At 71.1% G+C, this 13,484-nt stretch carries 10 protein-coding genes; all 10 read right to left on the bottom strand.

The window, feature by feature from the left end:
- Positions 1–68: 68 nt before the first annotated feature.
- The 10 genes from VIM26_RS18010 to nuoF are packed head-to-tail and all read right to left on the bottom strand — an operon-like array spanning position 69 to position 13,384.
- Positions 69–1,076, bottom strand: coding sequence for a polyprenyl synthetase family protein (locus VIM26_RS18010; protein WP_331953685.1), 1,008 nt, complete (start codon positions 1,074–1,076; stop codon positions 69–71).
- The gene (nuoN, locus tag VIM26_RS18005) at positions 1,073–2,659 is read right to left on the bottom strand and encodes an NADH-quinone oxidoreductase subunit NuoN (RefSeq protein ID WP_331953683.1); all 1,587 of its coding nucleotides are present in this window, start codon (positions 2,657–2,659) and stop codon (positions 1,073–1,075) included. The genes VIM26_RS18010 and nuoN overlap by 4 nt, the downstream gene beginning before the upstream one ends.
- Complete coding sequence (locus tag VIM26_RS18000; RefSeq protein WP_331953681.1) at positions 2,656–4,227, bottom strand: NADH-quinone oxidoreductase subunit M; 1,572 nt, start codon at positions 4,225–4,227, stop codon at positions 2,656–2,658. Before VIM26_RS18000 ends, nuoN begins: the two co-directional genes overlap by 4 nt.
- Before the next feature lie 11 nt (positions 4,228–4,238).
- Positions 4,239–6,233: an NADH-quinone oxidoreductase subunit L gene (nuoL, locus tag VIM26_RS17995; RefSeq protein ID WP_414696519.1), complete on the bottom strand. Its 1,995-nt coding sequence runs from the start codon at positions 6,231–6,233 to the stop codon at positions 4,239–4,241.
- An 11-nt stretch (positions 6,234–6,244) separates the two neighbouring features.
- Positions 6,245–6,544, bottom strand: a complete 300-nt coding sequence (nuoK, locus tag VIM26_RS17990) for an NADH-quinone oxidoreductase subunit NuoK (RefSeq protein ID WP_331953679.1) — start codon at positions 6,542–6,544, stop codon at positions 6,245–6,247.
- Complete coding sequence (locus tag VIM26_RS17985; RefSeq protein ID WP_331953689.1) at positions 6,541–7,392, bottom strand: NADH-quinone oxidoreductase subunit J; 852 nt, start codon at positions 7,390–7,392, stop codon at positions 6,541–6,543. Before VIM26_RS17985 ends, nuoK begins: the two co-directional genes overlap by 4 nt.
- Positions 7,393–7,397: 5 nt before the next feature.
- Complete coding sequence (gene nuoI, locus VIM26_RS17980) at positions 7,398–8,054, bottom strand: NADH-quinone oxidoreductase subunit NuoI (protein WP_331953687.1); 657 nt, start codon at positions 8,052–8,054, stop codon at positions 7,398–7,400.
- Positions 8,055–8,070: 16 nt separating this feature from the next.
- Positions 8,071–9,429, bottom strand: a complete 1,359-nt coding sequence (nuoH, locus tag VIM26_RS17975; RefSeq protein ID WP_331953677.1) for an NADH-quinone oxidoreductase subunit NuoH — start codon at positions 9,427–9,429, stop codon at positions 8,071–8,073.
- Positions 9,426–12,032, bottom strand: a complete 2,607-nt coding sequence (locus VIM26_RS17970) for an NADH-quinone oxidoreductase subunit G (RefSeq protein ID WP_331953675.1) — start codon at positions 12,030–12,032, stop codon at positions 9,426–9,428. Before VIM26_RS17970 ends, nuoH begins: the two co-directional genes overlap by 4 nt.
- Complete coding sequence (gene nuoF / locus VIM26_RS17965; protein WP_331953673.1) at positions 12,029–13,384, bottom strand: NADH-quinone oxidoreductase subunit NuoF; 1,356 nt, start codon at positions 13,382–13,384, stop codon at positions 12,029–12,031. The genes VIM26_RS17970 and nuoF overlap by 4 nt, the downstream gene beginning before the upstream one ends.
- Positions 13,385–13,484 lie beyond the last annotated feature (100 nt).

The following is a 13,484-nucleotide window of genomic DNA, read 5'->3' as shown; positions in this document are numbered from 1 at the left end:
GGTCACAACTGAAGTGACGGGGATTCCCGCAGGAACGCCCCCGTGTCCGCGCGCCCGCACCCAAGACCTCAGGACGCGCGGTCCACCAGCGCGTCGGTGAAGCTCAGCAGGGCGTCCTTGACCTTGCCCGCGGGCAGCAGCTCGAGCTCGGCGACCGCCGCGGTCGCCCATGCCCCGGCGAGCGCCAGGGTCTCCGCGACGACCTCGTGCCCGCGCAGCCCCTGCACCGCCGCAGCCAGGTCGACGTCCCCGGACAGGTCGCCGTCCAGCAGCTCGACCAGCGCGCGGTCCGCCGCGCTCGAGTCCGCCAAGGCGGCCCGGGCCCGCAGCAGCAGCACGGGCATCGTGGGGACCCGCTCGCGCAGGTCGGTGCCGGGCGTCTTGCCCGTCTGGGCGCCGCTCGCGGTGAGGTCGATGACGTCGTCGGCCAGCTGGAACGCGACGCCGACCTTCTCCCCGTACTCGGTCACCATGCTCACCACGTCCGGCGGGCAGCCGGCGAACATCGCACCGAACCGCGCCGACGTCGCGATGAGCGAGCCGGTCTTGTCCGCGAGCACCCGCAGATAGTGCTCGATGGCGTCCTCGCCGCCCTGCGGCCCGACCGTCTCGTGCAGCTGGCCGAGGCACAGCCGCTCGAACGCGCTCGCCTGGATCCGCACCGCCTCCGGGCCGAGGCCGGCGACCGTCGCGGAGGCGCGCGCGAACAGCAGGTCGCCGGTGAGGATCGCGACGGAGTTGCCCCACACCTCGTGCGCTGCCAGGGCCCCGCGGCGCAGCGGCGCGGAGTCCATCACGTCGTCGTGGTACAGGGTCGCCAGGTGCGTGAGCTCCACGACGACCGCCGCATCGACGACCTCGGGCCGGTGACCGTCGCCGAGCTGAGCCGCGAGCAGCGTCAGCATCGGCCGCAGCCGCTTGCCACCGGCGTTGACCAGGTGGCGCGAGGCGGTGTCGGCGAGCGCGTCCGCCTGCGCGACGGCGTCGCGCAGGCGCTCCTCGACCAGCGCGAGCCGGCCGGTGAGCAGCTCGGCGAGCGCTGGGTCGGCCAGCGGGAGCACGGTCGTGGAAGTCACGGGATGAATCTAGCCGCCTGCCCCATCAGATCGAGAACCGGCGAGGGCAGCACCCCGAGCAAGATGGTCAGCGCAGCGGCGATCGCGATCGCCACGGTGGTCAGTCCCTGCGACTTCACGACGGTCACCTCGGCGCCCACGTGCTCGCCCGCCAGGGGCGGGTCGGTGAAGAACATCAGCACGATGATCCGCACGTAGAAGAACACCGCGATCGCGGAGGCCACCACACCGGCGACGGCGAGCGGGGTCGCGCCCCCCTGGACCGCCGCGGAGAACGCGGTGAACTTCCCGATGAACCCCGCCGTGAGCGGGATGCCCGCGAACGACATCAGGAACAGCGAGAACGTGACCGCGAGCCACGGGTGCTTCTTGCCGAGCCCGGTCCACTGCGACAGGTGTGTCGCCTCGCCGAGCACGACGCCGTCCGGGCCGACCTCGCGCACGAGCGTCACGATCGCGAACACGCCGATCGACGCGATGCCGTAGGCCAGCAGGTAGAACAGCACCGCGGTGACCCCGCTCTTGTCGAGCGCGACCACACCGGTGAGGATGAAGCCGGTGTGCGCGATCGCCGAGTACGCGAGGATCCGCTTGACGTCGGTCTGGACCAGCGCGACGAAGGTACCGACCGCCATCGTGAGGATGACGACCGTCCACAGCGCCGGGCGCAGGTCCCACACCACGGCGGGCACGATCACGTACACGATCCGCAGCAGCGCACCGAACGCGGCGGCCTTGGTGCAGGCCGCCATGAAGCCGGTGATCGGCGTCGGGGCGCCCTGGTAGACGTCCGGCGTCCAGGAGTGGAACGGCACGGCGCCGATCTTGAACAGCAGGCCGACCAGCACCAGCGCGAGGCCGGCGAGCAGCAGCCCGTCCATGCCGACGACGGTCCCGGTCGCCGCCGCGATGTCCTTCAGGCGGACCGAGCCGGCGAAGCCGTACAGCAGCGCCACGCCGAACAGGAACAGTGCCGAGGCGAACGCGCCCAGCAGGAAGTACTTCATCGCGGCTTCCTGCGACAGCAGCCGGCGCCGGCGCGCCAACCCGGACAGCAGGTACAGCGGGAGCGAGAGCACCTCGAGCGCGACGAACATCGTCAGCAGGTCGCCCGCGGCGGGGAAGATCATCATGCCGCCGGCGGCGAACAGGATCAGCGGGAAGACCTCGGTCTGCACCAGGCGCGCCTTCAGCGCCTGCTGCTCGTAGTCCGAGCCGGGCACGGCCGACGCGGACGGCGCGAACGCGTCCTCGCCGGTCTCGGTCCGGTCGGCCACGACGAGCAGCGCGAGCAGGGTGAGCGCGACGACGATCCCCTGGACGACGAGCGCGGGGCCGTCGATGAGCACGGACCCGCCGAGCACCTCGGTCCCGCCGGACTTCCCGATCCCCGCCCACAGGACGGCGACGACGATCAGGGCGCCCGCGGACGCCACGAGGGCGAGCGTGAGCTGGACGGTGCGGCGGACGGCGCGCGGCGCAAAGGCCTCGACGAGAACGCCGAGCACCCCGGCGCCGAGCACGATGATGATCGGTGCGAGCTGCGCCCAGTCGATGTGCGGCGCGGTGAAGCCCCCGGTCACTTGGTGCTCCCCTCGTCGGTGCGTGCTGCGGCAGCGTTGGCCGGTCCTGGCGTGATGTCTGCGATCCCGACCTGCTTGATGGTCGTGCTGGCGGGTGCCCGCACGAGGTCCAGCGCGGGCGCCGGGTAGAAGCCGAGCACGAGCAGCAGGGCGATCAGCGGGCCGACGACCCACTTCTCACGCGCGGACAGGTCGGGCATCCGGGTGAGCTCCCCGTTCACCGGGCCGGTGAAGATGCGCTGGTAGGTGAGCAGCACGTAGAGGGCTGCGAGCACCACTCCGGTGACGGCGACCACGGCGGCCGGACCGGACCGGGAGAACGTCCCGACGAGCACCAGGAACTCGCTGACGAACGTCGACAGGCCCGGCAGCGACAGCGCCGAGAGTCCCGCGACGAGGAACGTGCCCGCGAGCACCGGGACGACCTTCTGCAGGCCGCCGAAGTCGGCGATCTGCGCGCTGCCGCGCCGCGCGATCAGGAACCCGGCGACCAGGAACAGCGCGCCGGTGGACAGGCCGTGGTTGAACATGTAGAACGACGCGCCCTGCACGCTCACCGAGGTGAACGCGAAGATGCCCAGCACGATGAACCCGAAGTGCGAGACCGACGTGTAGGCGATCAGCCGCATCAGGTCCTTCTGCCCGATGGCGAGCAGCGCGCCGTACAGGATCGAGATGATCGCGAGCACGATGATCGCGGGCGCGGCCCAGCGGGACGCGTTCGGGAACAGTGGCAGGCACAGCGTGAGCATCCCGAAGGTGCCGACCTTGTCCAGCACGCCGACCAGCAGCGTCGAGGTGCCCGCGGGCGCGTTCTCGGCGGCGTCGGGCAGCCAGGTGTGCACCGGCCACATCGGGGCCTTGATGGCGAAGGCGAAGAAGAACGCCCCGAACATCAGCCGCTCGGTGGTGACCGGCAGGTGGATACCGACGAGCTTGTCGATCAGGAAGCCGTCCGTCCCGCCCGGACCGTTCAGGTACAGCGCGATCACGGCCACCAGCATCACGAGCCCGCCGGCGAGGGAGAAGATCAGGAACTTCACCGCGGCGTACCGCCGCTGGAGCCCGCCGAACGACCCGATGAGGAAGTACACCGGGATCAGCATCGCCTCGAACAGGACGTAGAAGAAGAACACGTCCCGGGCCGCGAACACCGCGACCATGAAGGTCTCGAGCACGAGGATCAGGGCGAGGTAGTTGCGCAGCCGGTCGCTCTCGACCGGGCCGCCGCCGCCGTGCTCACGCCAGGCGGCCAGCAGCACCAGCGGGGTCAGCACGACCGAGAGCAGCACGAGGAGCAGGCCGACGCCGTCGACCCCGACGGCGTAGCTCACGCCGATCGCCGGGATCCACGAGTGCACCTCGGAGAACTGGTGGGTGGCGGCGGCGCCGGTGTCGAAGGACAGCGCGACGACGACGGCGCCCGCGAGCTCGACGAGCGAGAAGCCGACGGCGATCTGCCGCGCGTAGGCGCGGGCAGCGGGGGCGGGCAGCAACCAGAGGACCGCGGCGCCGACGAGCGGCAGCACGATCAGCGCGGTGAGCCAGGGAAATCCAGCGGACTCCATGTGAATATCCCTCAGATCCGGGTGGCCAGGACGACGGCGACGAGGGCGACCACGCCGATCGTCATCGTGGCTGCGTAGGAGCGGACATAGCCGGTCTGGCTGCGGCGCACGATCGCGCCGAGCCGGACCATGGCGTGCCCGAGGCCGCCGACCGCGCCGTCGACGACCTGGCGGTCACCGAACACGAGCGAGCGGGTCAGGTACTTGCCGGGCTCCACGAGCAGCCCGTCGTTCACCTCGTCCTGGTAGAGGTCCTTGCGGGCCGCGCGGACGAGCACCGAACCCGCCGGAGCGATCGCCGGCACGCCCGACCGGGCGTACATGAACCAGGCGAGGGCGAGCCCCGCCAGCACGAGGACGAGCGTGAGCATCGTGATCACCAGGGGTGGCAGCACGGCGGTGCCCTCCTCGGCGTGACCGGTCACCGGTTCGAGCCACTTGGTGAACACCCCGCCGATGCTGAGCAGCCCGCCGAGGAGCACGGAGCCGATCGCGAGCACGATCATCGGCACGGTCATCAGCTTCGGGGACTCGTGCGGGTGGTGGACCGGCAGCCGGGAGACGGCCGTGTCCGGCATCGCGCTGTGCCCGTCGTTCCAGCGGCGGTCGCCGTGGAAGGTCATGAAGAAGACCCGCGACATGTAGAACGCCGTGATCCCGGCGCCCAGCAGGGTGACCAGGCCGAAGGTCCAGGGCCGCCAGCCCTCGCCGACGAACGCGGCCTCGATGATCTTGTCCTTGGAGAAGAAGCCGGAGAACGGCGGCAGCCCGATGATGGTCCACCAGCCGATGGCGAACGTGATCCAGGTGACCTTCATGGTCCGCCACAGGCCGCCGAACTCGCGCATGTTGACCTTGTCGTTCATGCCGTGCATGACCGACCCGGCCCCCAGGAACAGCCCGGCCTTGAAGAAGCCGTGCGTGACGAGGTGGAAGATCGCGAACGCGTAGCCGATCGGGCCGAGCCCGGCCGCCAGGATCATGTAGCCGATCTGGGACATGGTCGACGCCGCGAGGGCCTTCTTGATGTCGTCCTTCGCGCAGCCGACGATCGCCCCGTACAGCAGCGTGATCGCGCCGACGATGACGACGACGAGCTGCGCGTCGGGCGCGGCCTCGAACACCGGCCCGGAGCGCACCACGAGGTACACCCCGGCGGTCACCATGGTGGCCGCGTGGATCAGCGCGGAGACCGGCGTCGGGCCGGCCATCGCGTCCCCGAGCCAGGACTGCAGCGGGAACTGCGCCGACTTGCCGCACGCGGCGAGCAGCAGCATGAGCCCGACGGCGGTCAGCGTGCCCTGGTCGGCGGTGTGCGCACCGTCGAGCACGGTGGCGAAGTCGACCGAGCCGAACGTCGCGAACATGAGCATCAGGGCGATCAGCAGGCCGACGTCGCCGATGCGGTTCGCGATGAACGCCTTCTTGGCGGCGACCGCGTTGGGGGTCTCGTGGAACCAGAACCCGATCAGCAGGTACGAGACCAGGCCGACACCCTCCCAGCCGACGAACAGCAGCAGGTAGCTGTCGGCGAGCACGAGCAGCAGCATCGCGGCGACGAACAGGTTCAGGTAGGAGAAGAACCGGCGTCGGGCGTCGTCGTGCTCCATGTAGGCGACGGCGTAGACGTGGATCAGGGTGCCGACCAGCGTCACCAGCAGCACGAACGTCAGCGAGAGCGGGTCGATCCGCAGCCCGGCGTCGAGGTGGAAGGTGCCCGCCGGGAGCCAGCGGAACAGGTGCAGGTCGAGCACCCGGTCGGACTCCGCGCGGCCGAGGACCGCGATGAGCATGACCAGGCCGACGACGAAGCTCGACGCGGAGGCGAGGACGCCGAGCCAGTGGCCCCACGTGTCGGCGCGGCGGCCGAGCAGCAGGAGCACGCCGGCGCCGGCGAGCGGGATGGCCACGAGCAGCCAGGCGAGGGACAGTGCGCCCTGCGCGGCTGCCGGCGGCGCGAGCGAGGCCACCGCGGCCGGAAAGGTGGTCGCGATCAGAGAAGTCACAGTCGACGCCCTCAGCTCTTGAGCAGGTTGACGTCGTCGACCGAGGCCGACCGGCGGGTTCGGAAGATCTGGACGATGATCGCGAGCCCGATGACGACCTCGGCGGCCGCGACGACCATCACGAAGAAGGCCATCACCTGGCCGGACAGGTCGCCGTGGATCCGGGCGAACGTGACGAGCATGAGGTTCGTCGCGTTCAGCATCAGCTCGACCCCCATGAACACCACGATCGCGTTGCGTCGCAGCAGGACGGTGGTCGCACCGATCGCGAACAGGATGGATGCGAGCACGAGGTAGTTCGTCAGGCTCATGGCGTGACCTCCTTGCCGGGCTCGACTGGGTTGGCCTCGGTGCGGTTGGCCTCGAGGTGGCCGGCGACGACGTCGACGCCGCGCTCCTGGCCGCGGATCCGCAGCACGCGCGAGACCGAGGCCTCGATGGGCGCGCCCGTCGGGTCGAGGGCCGGCACGTCCATCGCGTTCGACCGCGAGTAGACGCCGGGGGCGGGCAGCGGGGTGAGGACCCGGCCCCGCTCGCGGAAGTCGGTGACCCGGTTGTCCGAGCGCTCCTTCTGCCCGATCCGGCGCGTCAGGCGCTGGCGGTGCGTGAGCACGAGGGCGCCGAGGGCGGCCGTCACGAGCAGCACCCCGACGACCTCGAACGCGAAGATGAAGTTGCCGAAGATGAGCCGCGCGACCCCGACCGGGTTGGAGTCGGCGTTCGCCTTGTCCAGGCCGGTCGCGATCGGGTACGTCGCCCGGGTGACGACGCTCACCAGGAGCGCGCCGAGCCCGACGCCGAACAGGATCCCGGTCCAGCGCTGACCGCGGAGGGTCTCGGTGAGCGAGTCCGACGCGTCGACGCCGACGAGCATCAGCACGAACAGGAACAGCATCATGATCGCGCCGGTGTAGACGACCACCTGGACGACCCCGAGGAACGGGGCGTCCTGCGCGATGTACAGCACCGCGAGGGAGACCATCACGGCGACGACGCCCATAGCGGCGTACACCGCCTTGCGGGCGAACAGCAGGCCGAGCGCGGCGAGCACCATGATCGGCGCGAGCACCCAGAACAGCGCGGCCTCGCCGGTGGAGGTCTTCCCGGCATCACTGAGCGCCGTGGCGACGCTCGACAGGGCGCTCACGGCGGTGGTCATCGGGGTCATCGGCTGGTCCCCTGCTCGGCCGGGGCGGTCGAGCGGACGGTGGCGAGGCTGGGATCGTCGGGCCGGTACTGCGCGACCCAGTCGATCTGGTCCTGAACCGGGCCGGTGATCTCACCGAGGTAGTACTCGGTGTCGGTGGTGCCGGGCACCATCGGGTGCGGCGCCGCGAGCTGGCTGGGCACCACGGGCGCGAGCAGGTCGGCCTTCTCCCAGATCAGGCCCTCGCGGGTCGGTCCGGCGAGCTCGTACTCGTTAGTCATGGTCAGGGCGCGCGTCGGGCAGGCCTCGATGCACAGCCCGCAGAAGATGCAGCGCAGGTAGTTGATCTGGTAGACGCGGCCGTACCGCTCGCCGGGCGCGAACTGGGCGTCGGGGGTGTTGTCGGCACCCTCGACGTAGATCGCGTCCGCGGGGCAGGCCCACGCGCACAGCTCGCAGCCGATGCACTTCTCGAGCCCGTCCGCGTACCGGTTGAGCTGGTGGCGGCCGTGGTACCGCGGCTTGGGCGGCACCTTCTCGAACGGGTACTGCTCGGTGACCGTCGGGCGGAACAGCGAGGAGAACGTCACGCCGAAGCCGGCCACGGGGGCCAGCGACTCGGCGATGAACCCGCGCTTCGGCTCGATCAAGGGTTCGTACCCGCCGTGAGGCACGTTCGGGTCGCGGGCGTCAGCCACGGGGCACCTCCGTATCTGTCGTTGAGTCCGCGGCCGTCACCGCGGGTGCCGCACCGGCCTGAGCCGTGGCGGCGGCCGTCTCGCGCTGGCGGCGCGGGGACGGCGGGAGCTGCTGGCCGGGCATCGGTGGCACCGGGTAGCCGCCCGCGAACGGGTCGAACTCCGGGGCCACGGCATGGGCGCGTATCGGTTTGCGTTCGGGTACCAGGAACGAGGCGCCGACCGCAAGTAGCACCACCACCGCCAGCACGATCAGGATCGTCTTCAGGTCGATCGTGGTGAACTGGCGAACCCCCTGCACGACGGCGACGCACACGACCCAGCCGAGCGCGGCGGGGATGAGGATCTTCCAGCCGAACTTCATGAACTGGTCGTAGCGCAGCCGCAGCAGCGTGCCGCGGACCCACACGAACAGGAACATGAACAGCCACATCTTCGCGAGGAACCACAGCACCGGCCACCAGCCGGTGTTGAGCACCCCGCCGTCGATCGCGGACAGCGGGAACGGTGCGCGCCAGCCGCCGAAGAACAGTGTCGTGGCGACCGCGGAGACGTTGACCATGTTGATGTACTCCGCGAGGAAGAACCACGCGAACTTCATCGAGGAGTACTCGGTCATGAAGCCCGAGACCAGCTCGCCCTCAGCCTCGGGCAGGTCGAACGGCAGCCGGTTCGTCTCGCCGATCATCGAGATGACGTAGATGACGAACGCGGGGAACAGCGGCAGGAACAGCCACAGGGACTTCTGCGAGTCGACGATCTGCGAGGTCGACATCGACCCGGACAGGATGAACACGCTGACCAGGGACAGGCCCATCGCGAGCTCGTAGGAGATCACCTGCGCGGTGGAGCGCACCGAGCCGAGCAGCGGGTAGGTCGAACCGGAGGACCAGCCACCCAGCACGATCCCGTACACGCCGACCGACGCAGTCGCGAGGATGTAGAGCACCGCGACCGGGACGTCCGTGAGCTGCAGCGGGGTGACGATCCCGAAGACGGAGACCGACGGCCCGAACGGGATGACCGCGAAGGTCAGCAGCGCGCAGAACACCGAGATCATCGGCGCCAGCAGGTAGAGGAACTTGTCGGCTGCCTTGACGGTGATGTCCTCCTTGAGCAGGAGCTTCATCGCGTCCGCGAGCGACTGCAGCAGGCCGAACGGGCCGTGCACGTTCGGGCCGGGGCGCACCTGCATGCGAGCGACGACCTTGCGCTCGAACCAGATCGCCATCAGCACGGTGACCAGCAGGAAGACCAGGATGACGACGGCCTTGATCAGCCAGACCCACCCGTTGTCCTGGCTGAAGTCGGCGGAGACGCCGGGTTCAGCCGCGAATCGCAGGCCGTTCATGCGGTCACCTCGTCGTTGTCGGGAGTCCGATCGCGCGCACCGGCCGGGGTGAGCTGGACGACGTGTCCCGCGTCGGCCCGCAGCTGCGCGCGGACGGCGCAGTCGGGAGCGTTCGTCGGCAGCCAGACCACGTGGTCCGGCATCGGTGTCAGGGAGATCGGCACGGTGACCTCGCCGTGCTCGGTGCTCACCCGCACCAGCTCGCCGTCGAGCAGGCCCGCGGTCGCGGCGGTCGCGGGCGAGACCCGGGCGACCGTGCGCTTGGCGGTCCCGGCGAGGAAGCGCTCGCCGTCCTGCAGGAGGCCGGCGTCGAGCATCAGGTGCCAGCTCGCGAGCACCGCGTGACCCGGGGCCACCGCGGGCGGCTCGTCCGACGGGTCGGTCGGCGCACCCGCGCGGTCGCCGTCCCAGGCACTGAACTGGTCGAGCTCGCTGTGCACGTCCGCGAGGGTACGGATCCCCAGCGGGACGTCCATCGCGGCGGCCAGCGCATCGAGCACGCGGTGGTCCGCCATCGCCGTGGACGCCAGGGCCTGCGGGAACGGGCGCGGGCGACCCTCCCAGTTGAGGTAGGTGCCGCCCTTCTCGGTCGGCGGCGCGACGGGCAGGACGACGTCCGCCAGCGCGGTCACCGCGGAGGCGCGGACCTCGAGGGAGACCACGAAGGCCGCCTTCTCGATCGCCTTGCGCGCCGAGCTGGGGTTGGGCAGGTCGGCGAGCTGCACGCCGCCGACGACGAGCGCGGACAGCTTGCCCTTGCGCGCCGCCCGCAGGATGTCGGTCGTGGCGAGGCCGGGCGTCGCGGGCAGGCTGGGCACGTCCCAGACGGTCGCGGTGTCGACCCGCGCTGCGGCGTCGGCCACCAGGCGGCCACCGGGCAGCAGGGTCGGCAGCAGGCCGACCTCGACGCCGCCCCGCTCCCCCGCCCGCCGCGGGATCCAGGCGAGGCGCGCGCCGGTGCGGCGCGCGAGGCGCAGCAGGGACGAGAACCCGCCGGGGACGGCGGCGAGCCGCTCGCCGACCAGGATGATCGCACCGTCGGTCCCGATCGCGCCGGCGGCGTCCTTGAGCGGGCCCGCCTTCGCGCGTCCGGTGATCGCGTCGAGCACCTCGGGCTCGGTGCCCGGGGCGGCCGGCACCAGGGTGCCGTTCATCCGCTCCAGGCCGCGGCTGGCCAGCGGCGCGACGGAGAACACCGCGGTGCGCTTGCCGACGGGCCGGCTGGCGCCCTTGCGCAGGCGAAGGAAGGTGATGCCCGCCTCCTCCTCGGCCTCGAGGGCCACCAGCAGGACCGCGGGAGCCTTTTCGAGGTCAGTGAACGTGACGCTGCCGGCGCCGCCGAGGGCGTGACCCGCGACCCAGTGGGCGAGGAACTCCTCCTCCTCCGCGGAGTGCGGGCGGACCCGCTGGTCGACGTCGTTGGTGCCGAGCACGACGCGCGCGAACTTGGCGTACGCGTAGGCGTCCTCGATCGTGAGCCGCCCACCGGGCAGCACGCCGACGCCGTGGCCGCCGCCGGCCACCGTCGCCGCGGCGAGCCCGGCCGCCGCGACCTCGAGCGCCTCGGCCCAGCTCGCGGAGCGCAGCTCGCCGGTCTCCTCGTCCCGCACGAGCGGGGTGGTGATCCGGTCCGGGGCGGACTGCCAGGTGAAGGCGAACCTGTCCTTGTCGGTGATCCACTCCTCGTTGACCGCCGAGTCGTCGCCGGCCATCCGGCGCAGCACGACACCGCGGCGGTGGTCGACCCGGATCGCGGAGCCGCACGAGTCGTGCTCGGAGATCCCGGGGGTCGAGACCAGGTCGAACGGGCGCGAACGGAACCGGTACGACGCGTTGGTCAGCGCGCCGACCGGGCAGATCTGGATCGTGTTGCCCGAGAAGTAGGACGCGAAGGGGCGACCGGAGTCGTCGAGCGCGGCGGGCCCGGCGGGCACCTCACCGGCGAAGTCGAGCACCTCCGGGGAGAACCGGCCGATCTGCTGGTGCGCGCCGCGCTCCTGCAGGTCGATGAACGGGTCCCCGGCGATCTCCTGCTGGAAGCGCGTGCAGCGCTGGCACAGGACGCAGCGCTCCCGGTCCAGCAGGATCTCGGTCGAGATCGAGATCGGCTTGGGGAAGGTCCGCTTGATGTCCACGAACCGGGTGGTCGCCCGGCCGTTGCTCATCGCCTGGTTCTGCAGCGGGCACTCCCCGCCCTTGTCGCACACCGGGCAGTCCAGCGGGTGGTTGATGAGCAGCAGCTCCATCACCCCGTGCTGGGCCTTGTCCGCCATGGCCGACGTGCGCTGGGTCTTGACGACCATGCCGGGCGTCGCGGCGAGCGTGCAGGAGGCCTGTGGCTTGGGCATCGGGCGCAGGTTGCCCTCGCGGTCCGGGACCGAGACCTCCACCAGGCACTGCCGGCACGCGCCGGCCGGCGCGAGCAGCGGGTGGTCGCAGAACCGTGGAATCTGGATGCCGACCTGCTCGGCGGCCCGGATCACCAGGGTGCCCTTGGGCACCGCGACCTCGAGCTCGTCGATCGTGAAGGTCATCAGGTCCGCCGGCGGCACCGTGGTGGCTACCTCTGTGGCGGGCGCCTTGCTGGGCGTCGTCATGGTCATGCCTGCACCGTTCCTGCCAGCTGGCCGGCGAGCCGGCCCGCGTCGCGCGGTGAGTAGGGGAAGAGAGCTGCGGCGGCCGGGTCGAACGGGCAGGCCCCCGTGGTGATGTGCGCCTCGAACTCGGCGCGGAAGTACTGGACGCCGGACGTCACGGTCGACGTCGCGCCGTCGCCGAGCGCGCAGAACGCGCGCCCGAGGATGTTCTCGCACGTGTCAACCAGCACCTCGAGGTCGTCCATGAGGCCCTGACCGGCCTCGATGCGCTGGAGCACCTGCTCGAGCCAGAAGGTGCCCTCGCGGCACGGCGTGCACTTGCCGCACGACTCGTGCGCGTAGAACTCCATCCACCGGGTGATCGCGCGCACGACGCAGGTCGTCTCGTCGAAGATCTGCAGCGCGCGGGTGCCGAGCATGGAGCCCGCAGCGGCGACCGACTCGTAGTCGAGCGGGATGTCGAGGTGCTCCGCGGTGAACAGCGGCGTCGAGGACCCGCCGGGGGTCCAGAACTTGAGCTCGTGACCCTCCCGGATCCCGCCGGCCAGGTCCAGCAGCTCGCGCAGCGTGATGCCGAGCGGCGCCTCGTACTGGCCGGGGAACCGCACGTGCCCGGAGAGCGAGAACAGGCCGTGGCCGGTGGAGCGCTCGGTGCCCATCGAGCGGAACCAGTCGGACCCGCCGGTGACGATCGCCGGGACGGACGCGATGGACTCGACGTTGTTGACGACGGTCGGCCGGGCGTACAGGCCCTCGACCGCCGGGAACGGCGGCTTGAGCCGCGGCTGTCCGCGCAGGCCCTCGAGCGAGTCGAGCAGCGCCGTCTCCTCGCCGCAGATGTACGCGCCGGCGCCGGCGTGCACGGTGATGTCCAGGTCGAAGCCGGTGCCCAGGATGTTCTTGCCGAGGTACCCGGCGGCGTACGCCTCCTCGACGGCCCGCAGCACCCGGCGGTACACGTGCAGCACCTCACCGCGCACATAGATGAACGCGTGGTGGCAGCCGATCGCGTACGACGTGATGATCGAACCCTCGATCAGGTACTGCGGGGTCGCCATCATCAGCGGGATGTCCTTGCAGGTCCCGGGCTCGGACTCGTCCGCGTTGACGACCAGGTAGCGCGGGCCGCCGTCGGGCGCGGGCAGGAAGCTCCACTTCAGGCCGGTGGGGAACCCGGCACCGCCGCGACCGCGCAGACCGGAGTCCTTGACCGCGGCGAGCACCTCGGCCGGGGCCTGGGTGACGGCCTTGCGCAGGCCCTCGTAGCCGCCGTTGGCCTCGTACGTCGCGAGCGTCCAGGACTGCTCGGCGTCCCAGTGGGCGCTGAGCACCGGCGCGAGGCGGGTCGGGTCGGCCATCAGGACTCCTTCGTCGGCGTGGTCGGCGTGGTCGGCGTGGCCTTAGTCGTCGGCGTGGTCGGCGTGGCCTTCGTCGGCGGGGTGGCCGGCGTGGTCGGCG

The organism is Pengzhenrongella sp. (assembly GCF_036565025.1).
In the GTDB taxonomy this organism is placed as follows: domain Bacteria; phylum Actinomycetota; class Actinomycetes; order Actinomycetales; family Cellulomonadaceae; genus Pengzhenrongella.
The sequence above is the reverse complement of the archived record's forward strand: the minus strand, read 5'-3'. Positions and strand labels throughout refer to the sequence as shown.

Coding starts and splice junctions, on each gene's coding strand:
- VIM26_RS18000 (WP_331953681.1), bottom strand. CDS start 4,227: ATGGAGTCCGCTGGATTTCCCTGGCTCACCGCGCTGATCGTGCTGCCG.
- nuoK (WP_331953679.1), bottom strand. CDS start 6,544: ATGAGCCTGACGAACTACCTCGTGCTCGCATCCATCCTGTTCGCGATC.
- VIM26_RS17985 (WP_331953689.1), bottom strand. CDS start 7,392: ATGACCACCGCCGTGAGCGCCCTGTCGAGCGTCGCCACGGCGCTCAGT.
- nuoH (WP_331953677.1), bottom strand. CDS start 9,429: ATGAACGGCCTGCGATTCGCGGCTGAACCCGGCGTCTCCGCCGACTTC.
- VIM26_RS17970 (WP_331953675.1), bottom strand. CDS start 12,032: ATGACCATGACGACGCCCAGCAAGGCGCCCGCCACAGAGGTAGCCACC.
- nuoF (WP_331953673.1), bottom strand. CDS start 13,384: ATGGCCGACCCGACCCGCCTCGCGCCGGTGCTCAGCGCCCACTGGGAC.